24 protein-coding genes and 1 tRNA gene are annotated in these 26,473 nt (G+C 38.4%); 7 read left to right on the top strand and 18 right to left on the bottom strand.

Translation table 11 applies throughout. The annotated features are described in order from the left end of the window. Positions 1 to 3 precede the first annotated feature (3 nt). Complete coding sequence (locus B9A18_RS18985; RefSeq protein ID WP_084291121.1) at positions 4 to 309, bottom strand: hypothetical protein; 306 nt, start codon at positions 307 to 309, stop codon at positions 4 to 6. Between the two features lie 464 nt (positions 310 to 773). Here B9A18_RS18985 and B9A18_RS18975 point away from each other — a divergent pair, with 464 nt between their 5' ends. Next, complete coding sequence (locus tag B9A18_RS18975) at positions 774 to 1,355, top strand: ATP-binding cassette domain-containing protein (RefSeq protein WP_159452693.1); 582 nt, start codon at positions 774 to 776, stop codon at positions 1,353 to 1,355. On the opposite strand, the gene B9A18_RS18970 is transcribed toward B9A18_RS18975, so the two are convergent. The 3 genes from B9A18_RS18970 to B9A18_RS18960 all read right to left on the bottom strand — a co-directional run bounded on the left by B9A18_RS18970 (position 1,352) and on the right by B9A18_RS18960 (position 3,585). Next, complete coding sequence (locus B9A18_RS18970; protein WP_084291118.1) at positions 1,352 to 1,816, bottom strand: hypothetical protein; 465 nt, start codon at positions 1,814 to 1,816, stop codon at positions 1,352 to 1,354. The genes B9A18_RS18975 and B9A18_RS18970 overlap by 4 nt on opposite strands. A 129-nt stretch (positions 1,817 to 1,945) precedes the next feature. After that, positions 1,946 to 2,590 carry a hypothetical protein gene (locus tag B9A18_RS18965; RefSeq protein WP_084291117.1) on the bottom strand — a complete coding sequence of 215 codons (645 nt, stop codon included), beginning with the start codon at positions 2,588 to 2,590 and terminating at the stop codon, positions 1,946 to 1,948. 167 nt (positions 2,591 to 2,757) lie between these two features. Then, on the bottom strand, positions 2,758 to 3,585 hold the full coding sequence (locus B9A18_RS18960; RefSeq protein ID WP_084291116.1) for a DUF6515 family protein: 828 nt from the start codon (positions 3,583 to 3,585) through the stop codon (positions 2,758 to 2,760). 197 nt (positions 3,586 to 3,782) lie between these two features. Here B9A18_RS18960 and B9A18_RS18955 point away from each other — a divergent pair, with 197 nt between their 5' ends. Together B9A18_RS18955 and B9A18_RS18950 are read left to right on the top strand one after the other, a co-directional pair. Then, entirely contained in the window at positions 3,783 to 5,909 is a 2,127-nt protein-coding gene (locus tag B9A18_RS18955; protein ID WP_084291115.1) for an FUSC family membrane protein, read from the top strand. A 167-nt stretch (positions 5,910 to 6,076) separates the two neighbouring features. Further along, complete coding sequence (locus B9A18_RS18950; protein WP_084291114.1) at positions 6,077 to 6,913, top strand: GNAT family N-acetyltransferase; 837 nt, start codon at positions 6,077 to 6,079, stop codon at positions 6,911 to 6,913. Here the strand turns inward: B9A18_RS18950 and B9A18_RS18945 are convergent. Both B9A18_RS18945 and B9A18_RS18940 read right to left on the bottom strand, forming a co-directional pair. Further along, complete coding sequence (locus tag B9A18_RS18945; RefSeq protein WP_084291113.1) at positions 6,908 to 7,108, bottom strand: hypothetical protein; 201 nt, start codon at positions 7,106 to 7,108, stop codon at positions 6,908 to 6,910. The genes B9A18_RS18950 and B9A18_RS18945 overlap by 6 nt on opposite strands. 279 nt (positions 7,109 to 7,387) lie before the next feature. Next, positions 7,388 to 7,609: a hypothetical protein gene (locus tag B9A18_RS18940; RefSeq protein ID WP_084291112.1), complete on the bottom strand. Its 222-nt coding sequence runs from the start codon at positions 7,607 to 7,609 to the stop codon at positions 7,388 to 7,390. A gap of 686 nt (positions 7,610 to 8,295) precedes the next feature. Here B9A18_RS18940 and B9A18_RS18930 point away from each other — a divergent pair. After that, positions 8,296 to 8,541, top strand: coding sequence for a hypothetical protein (locus B9A18_RS18930; RefSeq protein ID WP_084291110.1), 246 nt, complete (start codon positions 8,296 to 8,298; stop codon positions 8,539 to 8,541). A 6-nt stretch (positions 8,542 to 8,547) separates the two neighbouring features. On the opposite strand, the gene B9A18_RS18925 is transcribed toward B9A18_RS18930, so the two are convergent. Further along, positions 8,548 to 8,622, bottom strand: a tRNA-Cys gene (locus B9A18_RS18925). 10 nt (positions 8,623 to 8,632) lie between these two features. After that, positions 8,633 to 8,845 (bottom strand): hypothetical protein, encoded by a 213-nt coding sequence (locus B9A18_RS18920; protein WP_084291109.1) that lies wholly within the window; start codon positions 8,843 to 8,845, stop codon positions 8,633 to 8,635. Positions 8,846 to 9,148: 303 nt separating this feature from the next. Here B9A18_RS18920 and B9A18_RS18915 point away from each other — a divergent pair, with 303 nt between their 5' ends. Then, entirely contained in the window at positions 9,149 to 9,916 is a 768-nt protein-coding gene (locus B9A18_RS18915) for a nucleotidyltransferase (RefSeq protein WP_084291108.1), read from the top strand. A 1-nt stretch (position 9,917) separates the two neighbouring features. Further along, entirely contained in the window at positions 9,918 to 10,646 is a 729-nt protein-coding gene (locus B9A18_RS18910) for a metallophosphoesterase family protein (RefSeq protein WP_084291107.1), read from the top strand. Positions 10,647 to 10,759: 113 nt separating this feature from the next. Here the strand turns inward: B9A18_RS18910 and B9A18_RS18905 are convergent, their stop codons facing one another. From B9A18_RS18905 to B9A18_RS25425, 5 genes are all read right to left on the bottom strand, one after another. Next, positions 10,760 to 13,087: a glycosyl hydrolase family 95 catalytic domain-containing protein gene (locus B9A18_RS18905; RefSeq protein ID WP_084291106.1), complete on the bottom strand. Its 2,328-nt coding sequence runs from the start codon at positions 13,085 to 13,087 to the stop codon at positions 10,760 to 10,762. 135 nt (positions 13,088 to 13,222) lie between these two features. Next, positions 13,223 to 13,819 carry an RbsD/FucU domain-containing protein gene (locus tag B9A18_RS18900; RefSeq protein ID WP_084291105.1) on the bottom strand — a complete coding sequence of 199 codons (597 nt, stop codon included), beginning with the start codon at positions 13,817 to 13,819 and terminating at the stop codon, positions 13,223 to 13,225. A 10-nt stretch (positions 13,820 to 13,829) separates the two neighbouring features. Beyond that, positions 13,830 to 16,553, bottom strand: coding sequence for a GH116 family glycosyl hydrolase (locus B9A18_RS18895; protein ID WP_084291104.1), 2,724 nt, complete (start codon positions 16,551 to 16,553; stop codon positions 13,830 to 13,832). A gap of 15 nt (positions 16,554 to 16,568) precedes the next feature. Then, positions 16,569 to 18,098: an arylsulfatase gene (locus tag B9A18_RS18890; protein ID WP_084291103.1), complete on the bottom strand. Its 1,530-nt coding sequence runs from the start codon at positions 18,096 to 18,098 to the stop codon at positions 16,569 to 16,571. Positions 18,099 to 18,162: 64 nt separating this feature from the next. Then, positions 18,163 to 18,330: a hypothetical protein gene (locus B9A18_RS25425; protein WP_235005380.1), complete on the bottom strand. Its 168-nt coding sequence runs from the start codon at positions 18,328 to 18,330 to the stop codon at positions 18,163 to 18,165. A gap of 252 nt (positions 18,331 to 18,582) precedes the next feature. On the opposite strand from B9A18_RS25425, the gene B9A18_RS18885 reads away from it, so the two are divergent. Continuing rightward, a complete protein-coding gene (locus B9A18_RS18885) occupies positions 18,583 to 18,762 on the top strand; it encodes a hypothetical protein (RefSeq protein WP_144009544.1) in 180 nt (59 codons plus the stop codon). Between the two features lie 375 nt (positions 18,763 to 19,137). On the opposite strand, the gene B9A18_RS18880 is transcribed toward B9A18_RS18885, so the two are convergent. The 5 genes from B9A18_RS18880 to B9A18_RS18860 are packed head-to-tail and all read right to left on the bottom strand — an operon-like array spanning position 19,138 to position 26,423. Beyond that, a complete protein-coding gene (locus B9A18_RS18880) occupies positions 19,138 to 21,795 on the bottom strand; it encodes a glycoside hydrolase family 38 C-terminal domain-containing protein (RefSeq protein ID WP_084291101.1) in 2,658 nt (885 codons plus the stop codon). Between the two features lie 39 nt (positions 21,796 to 21,834). Continuing rightward, entirely contained in the window at positions 21,835 to 23,130 is a 1,296-nt protein-coding gene (locus B9A18_RS18875) for a glucosidase family protein (RefSeq protein ID WP_084291100.1), read from the bottom strand. A gap of 32 nt (positions 23,131 to 23,162) precedes the next feature. Then, entirely contained in the window at positions 23,163 to 24,137 is a 975-nt protein-coding gene (locus B9A18_RS18870; protein WP_084291099.1) for a phytanoyl-CoA dioxygenase family protein, read from the bottom strand. A gap of 25 nt (positions 24,138 to 24,162) precedes the next feature. Further along, positions 24,163 to 24,978, bottom strand: a complete 816-nt coding sequence (locus tag B9A18_RS18865; protein ID WP_084291098.1) for a xylose isomerase — start codon at positions 24,976 to 24,978, stop codon at positions 24,163 to 24,165. 29 nt (positions 24,979 to 25,007) lie between these two features. Beyond that, on the bottom strand, positions 25,008 to 26,423 hold the full coding sequence (locus tag B9A18_RS18860) for a sugar porter family MFS transporter (protein WP_084291097.1): 1,416 nt from the start codon (positions 26,421 to 26,423) through the stop codon (positions 25,008 to 25,010). Between the last annotated feature and the right edge of the window lie 50 nt (positions 26,424 to 26,473).

The following is a 26,473-nucleotide window of genomic DNA, read 5'->3' as shown; positions in this document are numbered from 1 at the left end:
ACTTTAGTCTAATACAGCAAACAAATCTCCTGTTAGTACCGCATCTATCTGATGCTTTAAATCTCCGTAAAATTCATCAGATCCAAAGGTATTAACAGGAATTTCCATATTTAAATACTTTCCATAAAAGCTCTTCACTAATAGTTTTACCTGGTTAACATTGTCGCTGAGATGGCCGCCTGAAATGGCTGAGTATTTATCCAAATGGCATACATAAATGTATTCATTGCCATCGTAGTTAAAACTTCTGATTACTGAATCCAATTTGTTTGGATCCATTTCAATTTTAAACTCTTGTTGAGTGCTCATATTCGAATTCTTTTTATAGAATCAGGGGCAAAGATAAAATTTCAAATTGGAAAAAAGCTATATTAGAGTTTGACTAATGCTCAGCAAGGTGATGTATCTTAAACTAAAAAGTATCTATTTTCAGCATTTTAAATTTGCAATAGCCTTAAACCTTTCCATTAGCCTATTCTTTTTAATGCTCTTCATTTCAAAGGGTTTCGACCATTATGCTTTGTATATGCTTACGCTTTTTTTCAAAGCCGGAGGTTACATTATCATCGTTGCCATAGAAAAAATTTTCTCCGCAAAACGCTCATTTCATTACAAAAATATGGGATTTGCCTATCGGAAAATCTTCGGAATTTTATTTTCAATTGACTTTGTTTTTTTAATTATAGCCATATTGATCTGTTACTATGCAGGAACTTTATATTGATAGTGTTGCCCATCGGTATGGCTCGCGCCTTATACTAAGCAGTGTTTACATGAGTTGTAAAATAGGCGAAGTGATCGGCTTACTTGGAAGAAATGGCTGTGGCAAATCAACACTTTTAAGAATCATCTTTGGCACACTAAAGCCAGATTATTCTCATATAAAAGTAAACGGTAAGCTTATAAGAAAGGGCTACATAACGCGACAAATATCCTATCTGCCGCAAGATTTCTTCATACCAGACCATCTCAAGATTTCATACTTAGTAACGCTTTACACCAACAAACATAAACATGAGTTAATAAAGGAACCGCTAATTCAGGAACATTTAAACATGAAAATTGGTGATCTATCAGGCGGACAAAAGCGTTTGATAGAGTGCCTGTTGATCATGTATAGCGATAGTGATTTTATATTACTTGACGAGCCATTTTCACAGCTCGCCCCTGTTATCGTTGATGAAATCAAGCAGCATATCCATAAACTTAAGGCCATAAAGGGCTTTATCATCACCGACCATTACTATCGGCAAATTATCGAGACCTCATCAAGCATAGTGCTACTACACAACGGTTGTAACTACAATATCAATCATATAGATGATTTAAAATTGTATGGGTATCTACCTATCTAAAAAGGTCTGAAATTTGGTCGACTTGTAAGCGGCGAAAAGGCCCAGGGAATAGACGATAAAATAATAAACAAACCGATAGCGAACCAAATGGCCATGGTTTTATATTTCTCTTCATCAGAAGTTTTATACTTTACCTTATTAAATCCGATAGTGATTACTATAACCGCAATAATCATCATGGTAATGTGCTCCATCCCAAAAAATCTGACCTGTCTTTGATGTACTGCTTCTTTAAAATTATGGAGAAAATAGCTGACAATCGGGCTGATACAATACAACACAATGCCTATTGTCATTTGAATATTCAGGACGTTCACCACAATTTTGCAGAGCGCATCGTCGAACTTCGAAAAGCTTTTACAACTAATCCACCCCCTATAGGCCCTAATAATGGCAAAAACTAGTGTAATAAGTACAAGCCAGCGGACTAAGGAATGTAAAGGCAGTAGTATTGCGTACATGTGATTAATACATTATCTAAATTAACGCATAAAAATATGCCGGATATATAAATATTTGATAGACTTTTAAGGTTAAAACAGGAAAGGGAATCTAATAGATTCCCTTTCCTGTTTGCCCTTTAAACTTTACTACTTACTGTAAGGAAAATTTCTAGACACCTTCCTCATCATCCTATCTACCAATTCATCAGTTGATGTGAAAACATTATCATTCATACTCTTAAAGAATCGCCAAAGCAATTCGCCATTACTACCATTATTAACTAACATTGTTAATGCTCCTGATCCAGTTTTGCTTCCTAATCCTCCAAAAAGAACAGTAGTTACAATAGCACCAGCCTCAGATTTAGTTTGTTCAGTTTCAAACTTACCACCTATTACCGCATCAACCCCTAATATCTTAGCAATCTCATCTTTGGTATAATCACCCAATTTATCTATCATCCCTGCTCTTTTTAAGAGGGTGTTTGTTTTATCAACATCCTGAAACACAACAGAATAATTATCTGCTTTACGCAATAAAAAAGTATACATACTAGATTGAATAGACGAAGCCATTTTCCTTTCCTTTTCTCTATTCGCTTCGGCATCATAGTTTTTCGGCGTTTTCTTGAAAGAAATGGTTGTTTCAAAAGGAATTATTGCCACCAGCTTATGGGTCTTTACAGATTCCTTGAGTGTTGGACTTTCAAATACTTGTTTAGCATTTTCATACTGAGCCATAGTAACCAAACTACAGCTTAAGAGTGTTAATAAGATTAGCGTCTTTTTCATTTAGATTTATTTTTACACAATAATAATAATAAATTAAATGAGAAAAAACACAATAAAATTAAAATACTTTACACCTTAATTAAAATTCAACTTCAATAAGTATATTATATATAGTTAGAAGGTACTTAAACAACAAAGGGCAGCCCTTTTAAGAGTTGATTTCAATTCTAATTCCCTATTCCGATTACTTTATAATTTACCTTATCACCTTCAATAATCTTTTCGTAATACACGCCATCTTCCGAAACATAGTATAATGTTCCTTTGATCACTACGTCTCTTACATTGGCAGGCAGTTCATTTACGATATCACCTTCTTTAGGTAAATTGCTGTTTTCCATAGCGGGAGCATCCTTATCAGTATCTAAAATCCCGTCTTTACCAGCAACTACATACACTGTTTTACCATTAGCATCTAAGGCAGTGGTGTAATAAACACCTTTATACTCGTAATACGCCTGCCCGTTAATTGCAATAGATTTCGCTTCCGAAGGAATACTTGGTACCTGTGCTCCTACTGGTGGTACAACAACTTTGTAACCATCGTCATATTGTCTATAGAAGAACCCTCCGGAATAATAAAACCGGTCAGGTCCAAAATAGAATGGATAATATCCATATGGTAATATATTTATCCTAACGCCTAAAAAAGGTCTGTAATAGTTATAATACCCGTAGTATGGCCTGTGATAATTAGAACTGTAATTATAATTGGGCCTGTAATTAGGTCTATATGATGGCGGTCTTACCCCCGGTCTGTTTGGTCTGTAATCCGGACGTGATGGCCTGTTGGAACTGCTTGGGGGTCTGCTAGAACTAGGTGGCCTGCTTGTACCCGATGATGGTCGGGTTGGTCGAGGCGTAGCTCCCTCTCCTGGCGATACTGTAGAGCCCGGACGAGTAGGTCTTTGACCTAAAACATCATCTGCAGTAAGTCCGATAATCATTACCGCTGTCCCTAATAGAGCTAACCATTTAAGCTTTAACGTCTTCATAATCTTTCTCAATTTGGTAGTTTGACTAATTATACACAAAAAAGATTATTTAGCTTAACTTACAGCGTCCAAACTGACAAAATGATGATAAAATTTCAGCAACAACTACTGCGTAAAAAACGCCTAACGCTGATAGCTATTTTTTAATTAGCTTTGCGGAAAATCACTATGCATGCATAACTATTTTTGTAAAATCTATGGCTAAATACTCGCTTAATCTTATCCGTAGTGAGTACTTTTCCGACGCTCTTCGCACTACCTTAAGTATCATCATCCCTTTCTGTGCACTTTATTATTTTACCGATCCACATACAGCCATAGCTGTTGGTGTAGGGGCACTTTTAATCAGTTTAACTGATATGCCCGGCACATTAAAGGATAAAATGGTCATTTCCATATGCAGCTTAGTCATCTTCTTTGTGGTTTCATTATTAACCGCGGTACTGATGAAACACCTCATCCTTATGGGGCTGATGATTATAGTGTTTTGCTTTATATTTTCTATGTTTACAGCTCTTGGGCCTCGTTTTTCGCTGTTAGGCACTATGGCGCTTATCATCATGACTTTTGTACAAGGATTAAGGCCAATACATCCCCTTTCCTTTAGTTTGTACATTGTAATCGGGGGGATATGGTATTATACCATCAGCTTGCTGCAAACTAAATTATGGCCACTGAGCTCGGTACGTCATGCCCTGGGAGAATGCATCATTTCCACCGCAGATTTTTTAAGGGCAAAAGCTAATTTTTATCAGGCAGACTGCGACATAGAAGCCAATTACCTTGAAATCATCAAACTGCACAATAAAGTAAGTGAGAAACAAGAGCAGGTAAGACATCTTTTATTAAGAGATAAGCAGTTGATGCAGGAGGACCATGATCAGGGACAGCGTTACTTATGGGTAACCACTCAGATCATTGATCTTTATGAGTTGATCAGTGCCATTCAATACAATTATGAATCCCTGCATAAGAACTTTAAGGATACCGGCCTATTGGAGTCGATCACAGAGGTGATTAAGCATTTGGCTAATGACCTGCAATTGGTTGGTGCAGCCCTTTTTGCAAAATCGCGCATTAAATATGTTGATGCTTCAGCCAAAGAGCTGGAACAAATCAAACAGCAAATAGCTAAACTAGTTTCAGGGGAAAAAGCCACCTATACTTCAATTCTGTTGAAGCTGCAGAACAATATAGAAGATATATATACGGGATTGAGGGGAATCACCCACACCTTAAGTAGCAAACGCAGTGAAATCAGCTTTCCCGAAAACCTGCCTACCTACCAGTTGTTCACTGGGACTGATGCTATTAGCTTCGACCTGATCAAAAATCAACTGCACTTAAAATCTCCAATTTTCAGGTTTGCATTACGGTTGACACTTGCCTGCGTCATTGCATATGGCTTTATGCTTACGCCTATTGGCTTTTACAGTTACTGGATCCTGCTTACCGTAATTGTGGTGATAAAGCCTGGGTTTGGTCTTACTAAGAGAAGAAATATCCAACGTTTACAAGGGACATTTTCAGGGGTATTTATTGGGATTGTTTTACTGGCATTAATCAGTAATATACAGATCCAGTTAATTATGGCGGGATTTTTCCTTTTGGGTTATTTTGTATACTTGCGCATCAACTACGCGCTCTGCATTTTATTTTTAACTCCAATGGTGATCATCTGCTTAAGCATATATGACCATCATAATCCGGTTATTTTACAACGTGCTATGGATACGATTATTGGCTGTGCCATAGCATTTGCTACTGCCTATTTATTCCCATCATGGGAGATCAAAAAGCAATCCCAATATATTAAAGACGTGATTAACGCCAATTTGAATTACCTACTAAAACTGCATGATCAGGCTGCAGGAATTCCTTCGGATATCACTTCGTTTAAGCTAGCCAGAAAAGAGGTATATACCAAACTGGCTGTATTTTCATCAGGCTTGCAAAATATGCTGTTGGAACCTAAACAAGCCCAGGGTAAAATCCAACACCTTTATCAGTTTCAGATACTGAGTCATCAGTTATCGTCGACAATCGCTTCTTTCTTCCCCTTTACGAATGCGAACGACCACCTGAAAGAAATCAAAGACAGGATTAGTCAGGCTATGGAGATACTCCAATCGGGTATTGAAATTCTGGATGGTTCAAAAACAGAGAAATTGCAAGATATCACTATTGAGCACACTGCAGTACTGGATATCAATACACCAGGGCATTTAGAGTATCATAAGATTCAGCAGATTTTACTGATATGTAAAGCGATTAAAAAGGAGACGATTTATTTGAGTACATCTCCGGAGCGAATTAAACTATAAAACAGCTGCTTCCTATGAGATTAATATCTTCCCATTGAAAATAGGGAAAATACCAATATCTTAACCTAAATTATGAACAGCACCATAAGAACAATAGGCATTATATATGGATAGGCCAATTCCAAACAGCCAGAAGATCAGCGATATTAGAACCTGTAGATTCACAAATGAAGATAGATAACTTAATCAACCGGTCAAAAGAAGAAATCATTGAGGTATTTAATAACTCTTTTGCTGATTACCTTGTCCCCATGCAGCTTAATGCTGAACAATTCGACTTAAAGTGTAAAACAGACCAGGTTGATTTAAATTATTCTCTGGGTATTGAAGACAAAGGACGGCTAGTTGGATTTATCTTAAATGGATTAGGCAACATCAATGACAAACTGGTATTGTACAATGCTGGTACAGGGGTAATTCCTGAGTACAGAGGCAAAGGCATTGTGAAGCAGCTTTACGACTACCTTATTCCTAAGTTAACCAATATAGATTACATGAGTCTTGAGGTTATCAGCGACAATATCCCTGCAATTAAATCCTATGAAAAAGTAGGCTTCGATATTTACCGGCATTTACATTGCTACAAAGGTTCATTATCATTACTAAATACAATTCCTGAGGTTGATATCCTAGTATCCGACAACTATGATTGGGAACGGTTTAAGTTCTTCTGGGATTGGCAGCCATCATGGTCGAACAGCATTTCGGCGTTAAATCTACTTAAATCTACCAATAAACTGATCGTAGCACAGCAGGATCAAAAGGTTATTGCTTACCTGATATATAATCCTTTAACTAAAAGAATTCAGCAATTTTCGGTAGACAAAACTCAGCGAAATAAAGGAATAGGCAGTGCTTTACTAGCTTACTTAGCTGAACACTTTGATAAGCAGGTACACATAATCAATGTTGATGCCCGTTCCGATGAGAGTAACGAATTTTTGAAAAAGAATGGTTTCGAAAAATTCATCAGTCAATACGAGATGATAATGCCATTGCTATAAAGATTCGATTTCTTCTACGGAGAGACCAGTGGTTTCAGCAATAATTTCCAAAGCAGTGTTTTTACTTTTTAGCTTACGAGCTATTTCTCTCTTTCCGGCTAATGCTTTAACACGGTCATTTATCTCAGCTTGTGCAGCTGCAAAGTCCAAAACTTTACTATTATCGGACTTGTGTTTTAAAGTCTTATTAAACATCTCTTTCTCCTTCGTTATGTTGGCAGCTTAGCCAGACTAAATAAACGGACAAATTCTGGGCCAATAAATAAAAAAGAAACGGGGATAAATCCTAAGACTCACCCCCGTTAAATTAACGCTCTCGAAGTAAATGTACAAATTATTTTTTATACTTTACAAAAAAACTTAAAGGTATTTTAAAGTAATTTAAAAAATGGCCTGGGAAGCCTGTATTGCTTTCTACCATCCGAATATCATGTATAAAATGATCGGGATGTCTGTCATCAAATTTAAAATTTCTTAATCCTTTGGATCCAACACATCATCATCAAAGTCATCCAGATCATAAAGATCTTCACTCCCCTCTCCTATATTCCTATCTACAAGCCCGTCCGAAGGTAAAAAATCGTCAGCACCTTCCTGATCATCCTCTGTATCCTCCTGGTCGTTTTCAGCATTCCGCGGTTTTTTTTTATTCCATTCCGGGTCATATAAGTGCTGGTCCTGTTCTTCATTTTTCATTTTAATAGAGTTTAAATTTTATACTACCTGTTCCATTTAACAATTAATATCACAACAGCTTTAATGTATAATAGTTTATACCCATTTATAAAACAGGCACATATGGCACAATAAAACCAGTTTCAAAAACCTTATACTAGTCAGCTTGTTATTAATCTGTTAGTTTAATTACATGATATGAATTACGACCAGATATGATTTACGATCACCTTTCCTCCGAATTCTATTGGATATTTATTTTAGCCTTGCCGGTGGCGTGTATAGCCTGGACAGTAACTAAGGAAGAAATATTCCATGAACCCAGAGAATTCTGCGTTGAAAAGTCAAAAATGTGCAAGCATATTTTACAACGAAAGTTCTATTATATTTTCACTTGTGAATATTGCTTTAGCTACTATGTCACAATATTGGTCTTGATTATTACCCGTTATCAATTATTATATCCCGACTGGCGGGGGTACTTTATTGCGGGATTTTCCATTGTCTGGATAGCCAATATTTATATGAGTTTATACAACCTTCTCAGAATAGACCTTAAAAAAGAAAAAATCATTGTCAAAAAAGAAGAAGAAAAATTAAAGCATTTGTAATTTCTCAACTTACCCAAGCTAAAGTATTTTAATACAATAAACCTAAAAGTTCTTTAAACCAGGAGAACTATTTATTACGAAAATTGTTAGTCAATCATGAAGCAATTCAGATTAGAAGTCGCAAACGAAGGCCAGGCCAGGTTTTTCGACATTAGGCCATTGGGGAACGCGCGTTATGAGATTTTTGTTGAAGGTGAAACCATGGGCACAATCCTACTTGATGAGCAAGATCATGCACGCTGTGAAAGCCAGGGTTGTGAATTGGATTTACCAATTTTAAACTCCATCAGAGCGGGCATCCAGTCCCATGAGCAATGGAATAATGGGCATAGTCATACCTAAATAAACTGGAGGTCGAAAGAGGATTCGAACCTCTGTAGGGGGTTTTGCCGGCCCCCGCCTAGCCACTCGAGCCACCCGACCTTGTTCCAGATTATTTATAAAGCAGTGTATCATTTTTCAATGTATCTTCCGTCAACGTATCAAGATTTGTTTTATCGGGAACTCCAATGCCCATTGTTGCAGTATCCAAAATTGTGCTGTCGGTCATTAGCGAATCTCTGTGACCTTTGTCACGACGGTCGGAATTACAGGCTGTAAATCCTCCCATAAGGAGGAACAACATTGCCAAAACTTTCAATTTCATAATTAATTTTTTAGTTAAAAAACTACGAGAGATATATTCAACTCCATAGGCCTATCCTATTAGTCCCCTCACAATACAATTCACCTGCTTGAATACCCCATCTGCATCCAGCCAGATCATTGACATATTTATCACTCCCTGTTAACATCATAAATTGATTTAAATTCACCAGAATCTTTCCCCTTGAGATGCTAAAAACAGTTCAAATAGCCAAAAGTTTTATTTCAAAAAATTAAATCTATATCCTCCGAAACCTGTTGTATCACTATCATTCCTCTGCTAAAACATTTTAACACAAAAAACATGCGGGTTTTAAAGAAACACCTTAACCTACATTCTAAGGGGCAGAAGCAAGATGTAACTCAATTTTATAGCAGCGTACTGGAGATACTCAACCAGCAAGCTATTAAATTTATGATTGGCGGAGGGTTTGCTATGCAACACTATACGGGAATTCTACGCGATAAAAAGGACCTCGATATTTTTTGCAAAGCTTCACAATATCCGAAAATCCTGAAAATACTGGCAGAAAAAGGCTATAAAACAGAATTAACAGATGTCCGCTGGCTAGCAAAAGTTTTTTATAATAAGGATTATATCGACATCATTTTTGATACGGTGAACAACATTTGCACGGTTGACGATACCTGGCTTGAGCATGCGGTTTCAGGCACTTTTCAGGGAATCCCCATTAATTTTATACCATTGGAAGAATTAATCTGGTGTAAAGTATACGTTCAAAACAGAGAACGCTATGATGGTGCAGATGTAAACCATTTGTTGTTAAAACAAGGTCCGCAAGTTGATTGGAACCGCTTAATGGCTCTTTTGGATAAGGATTGGCATTTATTACTGATACAAATTTTACTTTTTCAGTTTGTCTATCCGGCAGAATATCACCATATCATCCCCCGATGGATTTTTGACACCTTGATAGAGCGGGCCAAGGAACAATATGACATCCCAGCTGCAGTTGAGAAAGTGTGCAGAGGGCCGATAATAGATCAAACACAATACGAAATAGATATCAAAGAATGGAATTATAAGGTAAGTACTATCAAAACTACATGAGATGATAAAAAAAGTAAAAATAGCAGCAATGGCAGATATTCATCTCCATGAGGCCGATTCAGGAAGATGGTCTGACTGCTTTAAAAAGGTTTCTGCAGAAGCGAAAGTGTTAATTATTGCCGGCGACCTGACGAATACAGGTGACGAAGCCGAAGCCCACATTCTTGCGAACCTCCTAAAACATTGCACCATACCGGTTGTTGCCGTACTTGGCAATCATGATTATGAGAAAGGAAGAGAGAAATTAATCAGGCAGGCGCTGCAAAGTCAAAATGTCCACATTCTTGATGGAGAATCGGTAGTGATAGAAGGGATCGGTTTTGCCGGCATTAAAGGATTTGGGGGAGGCTTCGATAATCATATGCTATCTATGTTTGGGGAAAATACCATGAAAAATTTTGTTCAGGAAGCTGTAAATGACGCGCTTCAATTAGATCGGGCTCTTGCACGTCTGGATCAGGAGCATGAACAAATTAAAAAAATAGCCATCATGCACTATTCTCCGATATCAGGCACCGTTGCTGGCGAACCAGAGGCAATTTATCCATTTCTTGGTTGTTCCAGACTGGCAGAACCCCTTTTGCGGCGAAAAGTATTGGCGACATTTCATGGCCATGCCCATCTTGGAACAATGCAAGGGCGTATTGGAAACGAATCAATGGTTTATAATGTAGCGATTCCTGTGCTGAAAAAAAATGGACATGATGGTTATTTTACGATTGATATCTGACCATTTATCTCCTTTTTCCACGCTATCTATTCCTCTTTTACTTTTACAGGGACATAATCTGCGGGACCTTGCGCTTGGAGAATCCGGTATTTCAATCCATTATAAAGAGAAACTTAATCGAACTGAGCGACCAATTTTTGCCCTTTACTCATTTTAACTTCGTAAACGTCGCCGGTTTTTGTAACACCTTTAACACTCCATTTGGGTGTTGCTCCATTAAAATTATCTTTGATACGAACCTTTCGTGGATGAGCAGCAGTAATGCTGAAGCTTACGGCCTTGTTATTCTTCCAAACTGCCGAAACCTTAAAACCGCCTTCTGCCCTTAAATTTGTAAATGAAGCATTAGCCCATTTCTTAGGCATCGCAGGAAAAACACGAATAATGCCCTTATGCACTTCGCCTGCAGTGGCACTCCAGCTTTGCAATAACATTTCATGTACAGCTTGTGAAGCCAGGAAGTTACCTTCTAAGGTAAAGGGACGATAGGTAAAGCCCGAATAACCGCTTTTAGTCTGATCGCCGTTCACATGAAAGCCATTTCGTAATATGAAGGCTTTAACAAAAATGTCCAGGTTTTTTACCGCTGTCTCCCCATCTCCCAGTCTTGCCCTTAAGCAACTCATCCAGGAGAAACTATAACCTACCCAACTCCGGGTACCTAAATTATCCCAGTTTTTCATGCTCGCCTGGATCATCTGCTCGTCCTTTTTACCACCTTCACTGGTAATCAGGTTGAACGGGTAAATACCAATAATGTTAGATAAGTGTCGGTGGCTATTGGTCAGTTCATATTTAGCATCCAAAAGCAGCGTCCCATCGTCTTTCGTATGAAAATCACCTAAAGCCAAAGCCGCGTCTGACCATTTCCTGGCTTCCATTGTTTTGCCCATTTCCGCAGCCATTTCCTTTAAAGACAGGAATAACATTTTTAAACTCATCAAATCATAATTACTATTGGGCTCCAACCAGGCTTTAGGACTATCATCAAAAATTTCCGGAGAAGAAGAAAGCGGCAATTTCAGCAATCCATTGTTGTCTTTTTTCAATAAGCCCAACATGCACGCTCCAACTTCCGAACTCCATGGGTAAGCTTTCTCTTTTAGAAAGGTATCATCAGCGGTATACAGCCAATGCAGGTAGAACAGATGCGCGCTCCAGGCACTCATTGTTGGCGACATGCTATATTGCCCCCATCCGCCTAAAGGTTGTCCGGAGTAAGACATCACACCAGGACAAGCAAGGCCGGCTGTGCCATAAAAGTCTCTGGCAAAGTCTCTGAAGAAATCACGACGGTCCCAAAGGAAATTCAGGTAGGATGCCCCCTCATTATATCGGCCGGATTGTTGGTATGCCATATAGGTCATTTGGGTATTCAGGTCATTATGATAATCGCCTTTCCAAGGTGGTAAAGCGCCATTATCAGCTGTCCAAACGCCTTGTAATGGCATAGGTGGCGCATTTAAACGTGAAGCGGCACCATAAAAATATTGGACCAGATTGTATTGTTTTTGAATTGCGGTATCGGGGATATTCACACTTGATTTCTGCCAAAAGGCGGTCCACCACTTTACATGTGGCTTGCGCATAGACTGATATCCATTTTTCAATGCATTGGCAACACGTTGACGCGCGGACAACAAAGGATCTTTTCCATCTGCTGTGGAGGTTATGGTAAAAGCCAGCAGCGTTTCTTTACCGTTTTTCTTTGTCTCAATATACACGCAATATTTAAGTCCTTCTGCTGCTTCCTGAATATACCACTGTGCATTTTCCGTTTTTCCTTTTAAGGCTTCCGGATAACCCAGTTTACGCACAGAACCACCGCTACTTGGACCACCGTCCCCTTTGGCGTTTTGACGATATACATCCATCGGACTTAATAATTCCAAATCCTGTAATGTTACTCCTTTTATAGAAAGTAATGCAACCGGATCTGTGGCACTATACAAAGCATTCATAATAGCACCAGAGCTGAATCTTGTGATTCCTTCAGCCGTAGCCTCCATCAATTCAAATTCCTTTACCTCTTCCCCATCAGGAAATTTAAGTTCAATTCGGCCGGCGGGTAGTTTAGTCGGGCTTACTCCTCTGTAAGCTTCATCCCACCAGGAGGCTACAGTAGTAAATTTCTTTTGGGCAATCATATCTGCCCCCTTTTGATAAGTATATTTTTTCCACCATTCTTTTTCTCCATTCGTACGTTCATCCCATAGGTCGCCCCTGTCCAGCGATAGCCTGACGATATTTTTTTCTCCCCATAGCAAACCACCCATTAAGCCATTGCCTAAAGGAAGTGCTTCGTCCCATGTAGTTACTGGGGCTTTAAGCACTAAATTATAAGCAGAACCAGGCAATTCCGGCATTTGAGCATAAGCAACCGAGCCTATGGAAATATTTAAGAAAAATAAAATTGCGTTAAAAATTTTGCGTGTATGCATTTTACTATGAATTAACTATCGATAATCAGGGGTGTAATATCGAAAAAATAAATATAAAACACTCCTTTTCGATAACTAGCGGGTGAGCTCCTATAAACTTCACCATTTCAATTGGTCCTTTTCTTAAGTTGCTTTCTACTTTGCGTTTAAGGTATCCCGTAATTGCCTTTCCTTTTCTCCACTCCAGTAATTACAATCCAACTGTAAAAAGACAGAGGTATAAGGAATAGTTTCATTTGTTTTAATGATCAAAACCTTGAACAGTTTAGATTCACTATCCAGTTTCCTGAATACTGAATCATGAAGCATTGTATAAACTGTTTGATTCCCAAAGATAGTTTTAGATTCCTGAACAAACTGTTCAACTCCATTAGCCTGGTTTTCGGTGATAAAACCTAGTTCCTTATCCTGATAAATAATGGGTTTAACATGGGTAGACAAATTGATTTGTTTGAGTACCTCCTTTAATACCGGCAGCAAACCTTCGTTGACATAAATGTATTCCATTCCCGGAGCATTTTGCTCTGGAAATGCTTTATCCACAACAAGAATCCAATTCCTATGTCCAAGCATAGACAGTTTCTGATTGAATTGTTCCTTCCAGTTCCGATCCGTATTTCCAGTGTTTTCAACTGTCTTGACTCCCGATTCCTGGCAACCAGCAAGCATTACCAAAGTACTAAACAGTAAAACTGTCAGCATTTTTTTTAATGTATCAACTAAATATCTCATACTATTTTACCTATGAAAAAGTAATATTTAAACTTTCATTCGTTTTAACACTGATCTTCTTATTACTTCTAATCCGCAATTCAGCACCGTACTGTTTCAATTGAACAGGGATATTTTGGCCTCCCAACATTACTGAAACCGATTTTATACTACCAGAACCTATTTTATTAAAGGCTAGCTCCTGTAATTGCAATTCCCCATATTTCAGGTTTATAGTATGCAACTGCTTAACCCCTGCTTTTTTCTGCGTATAACTACCCCAGCCATTAGCCGAAGTAAACGGAGTTTTAAAGTTTTCAGCATTCCAGGCTGGCGCGAATTTAATATAGCCTTTAGGACCATGATACTCAAATCCACAGGCATTAATGAAAGTACCATAGCTTGCCATAGCCCTGGCATAATGGTCACTACATTCAATCTCGTTAAATGGATTTCTTTTAGCCGCATGATATCTATCGTGAATAAATCGGGTAAGAATCAAACTTTCTTCTACCATACCTTCAGCCATCAAATGCGCTGCTACCTGATGCTCAAATCCACTCATGCACTCATGAAAGTACCCCAATTGCCAGGTTACATCCTCTCCAAATGGTTTAGGTTCGTTATGTGGATTGGTGTTCATTACCATGCCCCCTTCTCCGGGCAATGCATATGGCCGCCCCCCGACATGCGTCTTTATATATGGCCCCACATCGGTAGTAAAATTATATTTCCATAAGGCTTTTAGTGCGGCAATGGCTTTATCTTTACTCAATACCCTTGGCAGTCCTACCTGAAACGCCCAACTTTGGCCATATACCTGATCAATATGACAGGTGTTGTATGATCCTAGTTTTTTACGACCCTGAGTCTCATCTGGTCGGTGGATAAAATATTCGCCATTAAACAGTTCTTTTTCCATGTTCTTACGGCCATTGGCTACGTAAGTTTCGCAGATCCGAGCAAATGCAGTGTCATTCATTTCCTCTGCCATAGCCTGACCAGCCCTTGCACCTGCAATGCAAAGTCCAACAATCCAGGCAATCTCACCTTCCCATACCGCATCCAATGTATTCTCCATTGGCGTATCGGTCATACCATCCCCATTCTTATCCTGATCTAGCATGAACTGAGTTGCCTTTTTAATTTTTGGCCAATTGGTTTGCAAAAAAGTATTGTCGCCACTCATTTGATGCTCACGGTAAAATCTAAGAACAGTACCTGCCTGTCCGTCAATTGCCGGTCTGCTTTCATTTTCTGCACGGAATATAATGGCACCACTGTCTTCCTTAAACCCAATACCTAAATCTACACGTTGCCTTAAATCGCGCTCCAGTTCAGGAAATATTCTGGCTACGGCTTGCGCGTATTGCCAAACGTGGGTACAAGTCCCGGCACAGGCTCCAACTCCTTCCCAGCTCCAAAATCTGCCGTCAGCGAATCGATAAGTATTAGCTGTTGCCAGTGTATCAATATTAATAAAAGTGCGTTCCAGGAACCAGTATGGAAGCGTAGCGTCATTCCATGTCGTACTCCACAACTCCGTTGTTTTGGTTAGTTTTTCAAAATTTGACTGCAGATAAGCACTTACTGCTCGGGCATCTTTAAATCTGGTGGCATAATGAAAGCCCTCTTGTGCATCTTTAACTATTTTCTTCAGGTTAACATTTGCATTGTTGAAATGCCAGCTGATTGAATAATCAGCCTTAAGTGATTTCCCGGGGCTAAGCGACGCTGCCATTTCAATCCCTCCCACTAATTTTCCTGGTGCATCTGCAGATGCTGAATCGGTAACCGCAGCATTGAAATGCTTGCTCATAACCGGCCATGGCTCAATAGCAGCATATGCCCTACCCTTTGCCTTGTGTAGACTAAAACACATGGTTCCGCTATCCTGCGCATTCTTCACCTCGTCATTAGCTGCTTCAAATGAGGAGAAAACACTACTTGAGTTTTCGGTTGTTAAAACTTCGTTCTTTCTTTTTCCTGTATTTACCTTTCCTGTTAACTTATTAGCGCCATTTTCCATCCAGCCTAACACCGATACATTAATATTATTACTGGTGGTGGTGTTCTTTATTTCTACCCGTAAAATGGTAGTTGGTAGAGCCGAATTCTGTGCATCAAGGGGAATAAAAGGAGAATAAACCTTTAGCTGCACTGCAACAGGAAAATCTTTGCTACTATATTTAATGGTGGCTATTGGATAAGCAGGTTTAAAAACAATCTCATCCCAATGCTCTTCACTTAATTCTTTAATAAAAATTTTACCATTCACTACAGATTTTACAGCAAAACCCTGCTCCAAGACTCGTTTATTGTTGGCAATGGCAGGTTCAATGTAAGCAGAGCCGTCTCTGGCACGGATCTTTCTTACCGATGTTCCATCGTTCCAGTTTACCGTTTTTGGTTCAATACCTTCATTTGCCCCTTCAAAAGTTTCATTATAGATTTGCCATAACCACAGTCGTCCATCTCCCCCAACATACACTGTTCCGGCGTGAAGGCCACCAACAGGCATACCAATATATTTAAATTCACTTTTACTCTTAAGGTATGCTGTCTCCTGACCTCGATTGTAAAGCGTTTTGATCCATTGAGGATCTATGCGTTTATTTTCTGGTATATTATGAAGTGGGTAATCCTGTGCAAATATACTTTTACCCCATACCGGGAACTGTAACGCGGCTAGACTAACTGTAAACAGGCCGGCTTTTTTAATAAAATTTCTTCTATCGAATGATTTACTCTCCATATTAAATACGTTCCATTAGTTACTTACTTTAAGGTTCATTTTATTGTTCAGAAATTCCCAGTCGTTGATATGAGCATTCTGATGTTCTTTTACTTGTATTCTTTTAAGTCTCTCAATAAGTTCAGGATGCTTTAAAGCCAGATCAATTGTTTCTCCGGGATCATTTTTCAGGTTATATAACAGCCATGGACTTTCGATATTCTTACGAACGTTTAAACGTAGTCCTTTCCAGTCGCCCATTCTAATGGCCACCTGCCCTCCTTTTTCCGGATATTCAAAATAAATATATTCCCTTTTCTTTTGATCTTTGTGATTACCCAAAAGCGTTGGTAATAAAGAAATTCCATCCGTTTGATTCAGTCTTGCACCCGAGATTTCTGCGAAAGTAGCCATCATATCAAACTGTGCGGAGATGAGATCAGTTACCGTATTTGGTTTAATCTTACCTGGCCATCGGGCTATAAAAGGCTCACGAATTCCTCCTTCATACAAATCCATTTTCAATCCCCTCAACCCTGCCGTACTATTAAAATATTTTGCCCGCACTCCTCCATTGAAAGTTGCTCCATTATCACTGGAAAACATAATGATGGTATTGTTATCCAGACCTAAATCTTTAATCCTTTTCATAATGATCCCAACCTGCGCATCCAGATAAGTAATCATTGCAGCATAGGTAGACAATGGATATTTGGAAGGATTGTATCCATTTTGTCCGTAATAAGGTTCTTCTCCGGGAAACTTCCCAATGTATTCCTTAACATTCAAATCGGGGGCCTGAAGTCCTACATGAGGAATGGTATAAGGCATGTATAAGAAAAACGGCTTATTTTGATGATCATTGATAAACTTTAACGCTTTTTCAGTGAGCTTTTCAGCGGCGTAATCCTGACCAATAAACTTTTCAAAAATCTGATCTGTTGCCTTAGCAGGATCAATATTTTCATGTAAAACAACGAATTTGTTATTTAACGTATCTTTTTTCCCATTCTCCCAAAGATGCGTTGGATAATAATTATGGGCTTGCTTCTGGTCTAGAAAACCATAAGCATAATCAAAGCCCTGTTTGTTTGGATCACCGGTAGTAAAGTTCATCCCCAATCCCCATTTTCCGGTTATCCCGGTTCTGTACCCCACTGTCTTGAGCATTTTCGGAATCGTAAAGCTACCTTCAGGTAAAGGCATTTGCCCACCTTCCTTATCGTCGGCAAAACCTCCCATTTCGTAATTACCCCGAATATAAGCATGCCCTCCATTCTTACCGGTTAGCAGCATGCACCGTGCAGGAGCACAAACCGGTGTAGAGGTATAATGTTGGGTAAATTTAATTCCTTCTTTGGCCATTCGATCTAAATTGGGTGTTCTAATCAACTTCTGACCATAAGGTCCAATTTCTCCATACCCCAGATCATCGGCATAGATGTAAATGATATTGGGTTTTCTATTTACTCCTTTCTGGGCAAAGACAGCGTAACTGAATTGGAGCAGGGTTAGCGTGCAAATTATCAGTTTCCCGATGCGAATAAAGTTTGTTATAAATGCCATATGGTCAACGATTAAATGAGATGGTGATCCCAAGACCACCATCCTAAAATAGTAATATTATAGGTTACCAGCCCTGTGTTTGTTTCAATTGAGGGTTTAATACCATTTCCTGCACTGGAATCGGCCCAAGATAGTATTTATCCAGCCATCCCAAAGGAACATTATAGAATTTCACATTGTTGATATAGTTACCTTTTTTCCAACGCTTAAAGTCAGGCAAAAAAGAAGTCACGGTTGCAGGTAGAATATAGCTTCTGTTGTGGAACAGGTATGTAAAGAACGGTGCTTGACCGATCGTTTATATTATTTAATAAGCTCGGCCATCCCGGATGATTGGATCAATACAGGATATCCAGCGTCTCAAAAATTATGCAGAGGACGCGGATTTCAAACGATATGCAGGACTGACTTTTTAAATTGGTTCCTTATGACAAACATTTTAATAATGAACCTGTTACATTATAACAGTGCTAATTTTCAAAACATGAAAACCAAAATAATAGAAGGCAAGAAAATTCATAAAAACTCTCGTTTGGCTAAAATCGCGCATTATTTTCATGCGGATGAAGACTTTAGAGAGGATAAAGATTGGGGAAAAAAATCATTGCAAAATGATATGATACTACCTAAAGCTTTAAAGGATCGTTCAATCGACTTAAACTAGACTTAATACCTAAGGGTTTTTCTAACTGAACAACCCTTAAAAAATTACTTTATTTGAAATTCCTTCCACCATGAAATGTCAATACGGGCAAATCATCTGCTTCCCGCTGTACCAGTTTACCCAACATTTTGGTTAAATCAACGCATTTACTAACAATTACATGTACTACCAGCCCTTCGCGCTGTAATCTGCCTTCCAATCTTCATGCAGATTCTTACCCGCCCGATTCGAGAATTTGATTTTCCATTATATCAAGTTTTGAAAGGTTATAACAAAACTAAATGAATATGGTTTTTAATTTTGAACTTGCAATACCCATGCATATTTACAAAGCAGTAAGTTAGCCAGAAAATTCTGACGGCATTAGAATTTTATTTAAATTAAAATGAATGAAGCCGGCTGATTGGCATTCAGCTTAACCTCGAACGCATTATTTTTAATAGAAATTTCTTTTCCTGTTTTTTCTCCTCTCAAATTACAAGGTTGTACCGATTTATATGTATTATCAACAGGCAGCGTAATCCTGCAGGCGCTTGTTTTTCCGTTTTGTTCCCACAAACGGATTACATCCCCTTCCCCATCTCTGTTTTTTCCAAAGAAAGTCACTAAAACTCCTTTTTCAGATACTGAAACTCCTTTTAAACTAGCGGCTTGTTTTCCTGCTTCTCCACCAGTAAAGGCAACCATCAATGGATTTCTAATTTCTTCAGAAGGCATCACAATTGAACTTCCATCGGTATAATGATCAATGCTCCAGATATAAAATTTTGCAGTCCATGACCCTTCTACCCATTCCGTAAAATTGGTACTCCACTGGTTGTTGTATAAATTGAAAAATACATTCCCTCTTTGCGGCACAAAATCAGTTGAATACTTCCATAATCCCGGGCGATCCAAACTAACACCAGGTACATCTGGAGACGTAATTCCAAATCCCTGATTTTTCTTATCCAACACCCCAACTCCCGTTGTAATAAACCCATAATCTAAATTAGAACCTTTTACAAAATCTTTCGCTGGATCAAGTACAGCTCCTAAACGTCCCACTTTAAACTGTGCATTTTCAATATTGAAAGGAAAACTAATCCATCCGCCTTCTGGCCAAGGATCAGCAGGTTTTCCATTGATGCTCCAAATCACCTCCACTGTTGGCTTGTTTTCATACAAAGTAAAAACCATTGAATAATTGTGGACCAAATCGGCATCTCCTTTGAAAGTCATAATAGCTGTAACTGACAAAGCATCTTTCGAAAATTCGATTTCTGCATTTTTACCCGATGATTTCTTGTAAGGCGTATCGTCAAGATTGATTCGACCCAATTCCGCATATGCCCAATTCCACCCCGCCTTAATGTAATCTTTAGCGTATTTGTCTGTTTGTGTTTTAGCGAAGCGCTCGTTTACGTATTGTCCAAATTTGAAATCAGCATTCGTATTCACCATTTCTTTGTTCGATTTTTTGTCAATCAACGATTTGATAGTTCCGCTTTGTTTGTCAAAAGTGATTTTAAAGAATTCATTCTCCATCATTGCTTTTTCAACATCGAAAGAAAGATTCGATTTTGTCGAACCCCCTTCCTCATCAGTTGAAACAAAAGTAGTATATCCCATTGCCGGAATACGATTGGCTTGGAATTGAAGAATATTTTTATTTTTCACAAGCTTAACAACCTCTCCGGTAGCCACATTTTTCAATGATTTTTTGAAACCATCACCGGTCTGAATAGTTACCATATCATTCCGTTCCCATGGCAGTGGATTATAAACCACAATACGATTTCCTGCTACATTTACAGAAGTAGCTAACCGTTTCAGTTCTCTGTTTAAAGTTGGAAGGATTAATTTTTCTGAACCATTAATGTAATTCCCTTTTTCTTTCCATGAATATTCAATATCATCATAATACCCTTTGGCACGCAATTTTTCAAATTCTTTGCCATAAGCCCAATAACCCGAACGACCGTGGCTCATTGCCAAGCCCCAGGTATGCTCATCAAATAGATTAATATACGCTATCGATTGATCAATCAAAGTATGGATTGGTTCTTCTGGTTTTCTTCCCCAAATCGTAGAAAGTGTACTGAAAGCTTCCAAATTCAAAGTAGATTTACTCAGGGCTCTGCTCGATTTCATTTCGCGTGGCATCGACATATAACCGTGGATCCATGTATCTGGCATATCCCCTTTTACAGTGATTAGCTTGGGATTTTCTTTGATAATGGTATTGTAAAAATCGGCCATACTTCCCACACGAACTTTTGCACCTGGATTCAGTTTTTCAACGTTTTTTACTGCTGCTCTATATTCTTCGTAAGTAGGTGCGCCATGGTTATCGTTACTCTGGATAATTGCCAACCAAGTACTGTGAGCCCAATCTTTTGGGGGTGCCGGACTTGTCCCGTAATATTCTCCGTAATAAAAAGTCATCAATTTTGATTTGTCCGGACCTTCCCACCAAAACAACAATGGAACTTCGGGGGACCTCGATGCAGGATTACACCCTATGTGCAGGAATTTAGCTCCAGCATTATTCAATAAAGTAGGCAAAATCCAGGAATGACTCGGCACATCTGATGCTTTTGCATCTATAGGAAGTGGTAAACCCGCCTCTCTGCTTATTTTTGAAGCATATCCCAACGACTGTACCAATGGTTCTAAATCACTGGACTCCGTTTCCATGGAAAAAGGCAAAGCATGAACGAAAAAGCTTCCGCTTTTAATCGCTCGTTCAACTCTTAGCTTAACATCAGGTTTCGCTTTCGAAAGAATTTCTTTCATTGGCCAGCCCGAAATTGTCCATTTGAATTGTTGGTCTTTCGGCAAATTATTTGATTTATCGACTGTATTCAAAGCACTTATAATCATCGAATTGGCGTAATTGTATCGAACGTTATCCGACCAATCGGTGTAACCAATATCAAAATGGGTTTTAAATACAACAATTACTTCCTTTACTTTATTATGGTTTGTTTGAGCCTGGATACTAGTACTTATAAGCAAAAACAGGAGTACACCAAAGAGAAAACGTTTCATTTTTTATATTTTAAGTTATTGGATTAAAATTAGTCTAATCTATTTACGCTTCATTTTTTCAAACATCGTAATGGCTGTATACAACACACCGGCTTCTCCTCTAAAAGTACCCGAGCCCTTTGGTTTGTTATCTACCGAATACCATTCGTAAAAACCATTATTGTCTTTCACACGCTTAACCATAGGAAGCATCTGCTCGTAAGCTTCTTTAATGAACCCGTATTTAATTAACTGTTGAATCATACGTCCTCCAAACCAGGTCCAGTCTCCCCCGTTTTGATAACTGTATATTGGATTCATGATTTTATTTTCGAAATATCCGTTTGGATAAGGAGGATATAGTGTCAATCCTATTGATGCTGCTCCTGCTTGTTTTACCCTTTTCACCATTTCATCTAAGGATACTTTGACTTCTTTCTTGCTCAACAATCCAGCTTCAATAGCGATAGCGGTTCCACCAAAATAGTAGATGGCATTTTCATCAAAATTGGCCGGAAAAGGAGAATCTTTGAGATAAATATGTGGAATAAACTTTTGCCCTTTTTTATCCCATAAATATTTTCTGCAGTTTTGGGCTATTTCTTTCTTTATCGGACTCCATTTTTGGAGGGTTGCGGGAACCATTTCTATTAAATTGTTCAATGCGATAATAAACATGGCATTATCATAAATATCAATTGCCATATGTGTGTTTTTATCCAAATCAACTCCCCAGCCATGTTCTGGCTGTACATCACCCCAATCAGCTGTTGTGGCTCCAATAATTAATCCGTATTTCGTATTATATCGGTTTTTCATCAGGAAATCCATAGCCCATTCTAATCGTTCTCCGACAGTCTTACCCCCTACTTTTTCACTCAAAATGGTCTTATCTCCTGTAAATTGAATGTACTTATAAACCGCCTGAACAAAGGAAGTTTCCTGATCGGTTTCTACCGTATTTTTATGGCCAGCATATCTTGGCTCTAACTTTGAATAGGAGAAATCATAGGCAACTTCGCCCACTTTTTTTATAGGTGTAAATCCATCTATAATATTCCCGTCATTCTCTTGCATTCTGCAAAACACCAATAGGTTTTCTTTTAAAACCTCTTTAGGATACACTTGTGCCGCCAGTTCAATAAACGTATTATAATCCCGAATCCAAACCTCACTATAGCCATCTCCAGCATTAAAGCCCGTTTTCATTACTTCCAGCGCTTTGGATTTTACAAAAGGGAAGTAAATCTCATTCTGCGCTTTTACCGTCTGGATTTTATCATCTTCCTTTTTTACTTGTGCTGTACTTGTAAAAACAAATAATATACCCAGCAACGATGCATAATAACTTTTCATTTTTATTAAATTAATGTATGTTTAATTTATATTTATTTTATATCGATATCGTACAACTCTTTAGGATCAACTTTAGGAATAACCTTTCCCATTGCTTCCAATTCTTTATCACCATCAAATAGCAGCGGAAAAAAATTGCTATCAAGCAATTGATCCTGAGGCATATCAGGAAAGGTTTTTAAAGCTTCCTGCCTGTCATACCCCGTCGTGTTTCCCAATGTATGATCACTCATTACGTTAATAACAGTGGCTCTTCTGGGACGATCAGAAATATTGGCGTAAGAACCATGCATCGTAAGCGGGTGATGAAAACTGGCAAATCCTTTCGGCAATTCATTAGGCACTCTTTTTTCAAATACGGCTAATTGTTCTTTATTTAATATTGCTCTTACTGCATCCATATCGCCTGTTAATCCCGTAATGGGAAGCAATCCCCATTTATGACTTCCCGGGACAAAATAAAGACAACCATTCTCTTCATTGGCATCATCTAAACCAATCCAGCAAGTAAGATGGTGCATAGGTTTAGTAAATGTCCAATAGGAGAAATCCTGATGCCATGCTACTACCCCGCCATGTTTAGCCGGTTTACAAAACAATTGGTCATGAAAAATCCGAAACGATTGCCCCAATAGTTGATAGGCGGCCATACGAAATGCCGGTGCCCACAATAGATCATGAAAACCAGGAGTTAAACGCCAGGCTCCGATGGCATGGAAGAGTACTTTGCTTGGATCTTCAGATTCGTTGCTTTCGTAATGGTAAAATAGTTTTTTTTCCTCTTTATTCAAGGATTGCAGTTTTACAAGTTCCGCATTAAGCAGGTTTACTTGTTCTTCTGTCAGAATTTTAATCCCTTTTACAAATCCATTTTTTTTAAAAGAAGTAATCTGTTCCTCAGACAACATGTAAGGTTCCCATTCTTTTGCAGATTTTGGTTGCACAAACATATTTCCTATTGGATGACTATAATCGGCTAAATCTTTAGGGAAGCTTAAATTTTCCATAGTTATTTGTTTTATCACAAAATATTTATTTACAATATCTCCCTTTCAGCAAATGCATCATGTGTACGTTGATGTCCCATTGACTGGCTATCGGCATATCGGTAAAAGGCAAGTGAACCATATAAGGAGCCGGACCAAACTCGGTTGTGATCGTTAATACTTCTTTTTTATTATCCTGATGCTCTTTTAAAATTGCATCCCACCAATTCAAATGCGCTTCCACTTCATTTTTAAATTCCTGTAAGCGTGGGTCTATCACTTGCGCGCTTTGTGCATGCCCTACCCTTGAATGGACATGTTCCACATTTTTACAAGCGAGCGCAAGCGCCTCTTCCTGATCTTCGAGTAAACTTTCAGCTACATTACACCAATGGGAAAAGTCGGCTGTTATCCTTAAATCGGGTAACTTTTTTAAAAAACCATGTGTGATATGCGCCGCAAATAAAGCCTTATTGCGATGCGTTTCATGACAAATGGTAATACCTGTTTCCTTCGAGATGGTATTGGCAATAACAAACAATTCCGCATTCTGTTCAAAACTGAAATAATCTTTACCCGTTTGTGCATTAATTTTTACCGGTTGCACTGAAGCAAGTATATATAACTGCCTTACGTAATTGGATTTATGTTCTTCAAAATCTTTTTCGAAAGATTGATAGTATTGGCCAATCAACTGCAAATCGTTATTTTTCAATGCATTCAGCATTACCTTTTGCTCCTCAGGACCTTCCGGTACAGGTGCTTCAATCCCATCATATCCAACTAGCTTTACTTTTTGACAAAAGAGATTCCAATCCATATTCTCTGAACCCCATCGCGGATAATAAAATTCCAATTTCATAAGCTATAGTTTCTTAACGTCTTAGGAATTTAAACTTTTGATACAGACAATTTCTCTTCCTTAATTATATCTGAATTCCAGGCTTTTTCAATTTCTTCCAGACTTTTCCCTTTAGTTTCGAACAATTTCTTTTTTGCATATACAAAAGAGAGGATACAGAAAAATGAGAATATAAAAAACGTAGTTGCAATGCCCAAACCATCTCTCATCATGGGAAATAACAGGTTCACAACCCAATCGGAAACCCACATCGTCATAATGCATATAGACAAAGCCGTCCCCCTAATGTGCGTAGGAAATATTTCTGTTGAAATCACAAATTTTAATGGGCCCAAAGAAAAAGCGAAGAACAAAAGGAACAAAATGATGCTTGCTAGCATAAACCATCCTGTTATACCCATCAGGAAACAAGCTCCTGTTAGTGCCAAAGCAAAAGCAGCGCATATTGAACCATAAATATACAACGGTCTGCGCCCCCAGGTGTCTACTTTTGAAATGGCGATGAATGTGAAAATTACATTGGCAGATCCTATTATTACCTGATAAAATAAAGCATCGCTGGTTACAATACCTGCCGATTTTAAAATAGTAGGTCCGTAAAAAATCACCCCATTAATACCACTAAATTGTGACAATGCAGTAAGCACCATGGCCAATGTTAAGAGTTTACTTAGCGGTAAACGCATGAGCTCGCTAATGCCACCTGATTTTTGACTGGCCATTTCTTTTATAGAATCCAGTTCCAGGCGCCCTGTTTCTACTCCGTTTATTTTAGTTAAAATAGTTAAAGCTTCTTCATTTCTTCCATATTGTACCAACCAACGTGGACTTTCGGGTACAATAAGCAACAGCAGACAAAATGCCCCAGCCGGAATAACCCCAACAAGAAACATACCTCGCCAAACATTTTCGACTAATAACCAATGTAATATACCATCGCCAGCCCCTGCATAGGTAGCGTAACGTTGTAAAAATAAATTACTAATATAAGCTGCCAGGATCCCAACAGTAATAGCAAGTTGATAAAAAACGACCAACTGACCTCTTTTTTTAGAAGGTGCTACCTCTGAAATATAAAGCGGTGAAACATTAGAGGCTACACCTACAGCTACACCAGCAAGTACACGGAAGAAAATTAACATTGCATATTCCGCTGAAACCGAAAAACCAATGGCACTGATTAAAAACAATACAGCAGCAATAAACAAGACTTTTCTTCGGCCAATTTTATCGCTGAGATACCCAGAAAAAGCCACACCAACAATACAACCCAATAAAGCACAAGATACAAACCATCCTTCCTGTGCGGAGGATAATCCATATTGCAATTTTAACGGCTCAATAATACCGCTCACTACAGCCATATCAAAACCAAATAAAAATCCTCCCAATGCTGCAATAAGCGTGATGAGAAAAATAAAGTAATTTGTTCCTTTTGTTTCCATAATAGTTTTAGTTCTTAAACGTGGTTCGTTTTTTAATAGGTCAATTGGAA

Source organism: Pedobacter nyackensis, assembly GCF_900176505.1.
GTDB classification, from domain to species: Bacteria; Bacteroidota; Bacteroidia; order Sphingobacteriales; family Sphingobacteriaceae; genus Pedobacter; species Pedobacter nyackensis.
This window is presented reverse-complemented; position numbering and strand designations above follow the sequence as displayed.

Coding starts and splice junctions, on each gene's coding strand:
- B9A18_RS18860 (WP_084291097.1), bottom strand. CDS start 26,423: ATGGAAACAAAAGGAACAAATTACTTTATTTTTCTCATCACGCTTATT.
- B9A18_RS18985 (WP_084291121.1), bottom strand. CDS start 309: ATGAGCACTCAACAAGAGTTTAAAATTGAAATGGATCCAAACAAATTG.
- B9A18_RS18880 (WP_084291101.1), bottom strand. CDS start 21,795: ATGAAACGTTTTCTCTTTGGTGTACTCCTGTTTTTGCTTATAAGTACT.
- B9A18_RS18905 (WP_084291106.1), bottom strand. CDS start 13,087: ATGCATACACGCAAAATTTTTAACGCAATTTTATTTTTCTTAAATATT.
- B9A18_RS18965 (WP_084291117.1), bottom strand. CDS start 2,590: ATGAAAAAGACGCTAATCTTATTAACACTCTTAAGCTGTAGTTTGGTT.
- B9A18_RS18900 (WP_084291105.1), bottom strand. CDS start 13,819: ATGAGATATTTAGTTGATACATTAAAAAAAATGCTGACAGTTTTACTG.
- B9A18_RS18870 (WP_084291099.1), bottom strand. CDS start 24,137: ATGGAAAATTTAAGCTTCCCTAAAGATTTAGCCGATTATAGTCATCCA.
- B9A18_RS18865 (WP_084291098.1), bottom strand. CDS start 24,978: ATGAAATTGGAATTTTATTATCCGCGATGGGGTTCAGAGAATATGGAT.
- B9A18_RS18885 (WP_144009544.1), top strand. CDS start 18,583: ATGAAAACCAAAATAATAGAAGGCAAGAAAATTCATAAAAACTCTCGT.
- B9A18_RS18895 (WP_084291104.1), bottom strand. CDS start 16,553: ATGGAGAGTAAATCATTCGATAGAAGAAATTTTATTAAAAAAGCCGGC.
- B9A18_RS18940 (WP_084291112.1), bottom strand. CDS start 7,609: ATGAAAAATGAAGAACAGGACCAGCACTTATATGACCCGGAATGGAAT.
- B9A18_RS18955 (WP_084291115.1), top strand. CDS start 3,783: ATGGCTAAATACTCGCTTAATCTTATCCGTAGTGAGTACTTTTCCGAC.
- B9A18_RS18945 (WP_084291113.1), bottom strand. CDS start 7,108: ATGTTTAATAAGACTTTAAAACACAAGTCCGATAATAGTAAAGTTTTG.
- B9A18_RS18930 (WP_084291110.1), top strand. CDS start 8,296: ATGAAGCAATTCAGATTAGAAGTCGCAAACGAAGGCCAGGCCAGGTTT.
- B9A18_RS18950 (WP_084291114.1), top strand. CDS start 6,077: ATGAAGATAGATAACTTAATCAACCGGTCAAAAGAAGAAATCATTGAG.
- B9A18_RS18875 (WP_084291100.1), bottom strand. CDS start 23,130: ATGAAAAGTTATTATGCATCGTTGCTGGGTATATTATTTGTTTTTACA.
- B9A18_RS18970 (WP_084291118.1), bottom strand. CDS start 1,816: ATGTACGCAATACTACTGCCTTTACATTCCTTAGTCCGCTGGCTTGTA.
- B9A18_RS18920 (WP_084291109.1), bottom strand. CDS start 8,845: ATGAAATTGAAAGTTTTGGCAATGTTGTTCCTCCTTATGGGAGGATTT.
- B9A18_RS18890 (WP_084291103.1), bottom strand. CDS start 18,098: ATGGCATTTATAACAAACTTTATTCGCATCGGGAAACTGATAATTTGC.
- B9A18_RS18960 (WP_084291116.1), bottom strand. CDS start 3,585: ATGAAGACGTTAAAGCTTAAATGGTTAGCTCTATTAGGGACAGCGGTA.
- B9A18_RS18910 (WP_084291107.1), top strand. CDS start 9,918: ATGATAAAAAAAGTAAAAATAGCAGCAATGGCAGATATTCATCTCCAT.
- B9A18_RS18975 (WP_159452693.1), top strand. CDS start 774: ATGAGTTGTAAAATAGGCGAAGTGATCGGCTTACTTGGAAGAAATGGC.
- B9A18_RS18915 (WP_084291108.1), top strand. CDS start 9,149: ATGCGGGTTTTAAAGAAACACCTTAACCTACATTCTAAGGGGCAGAAG.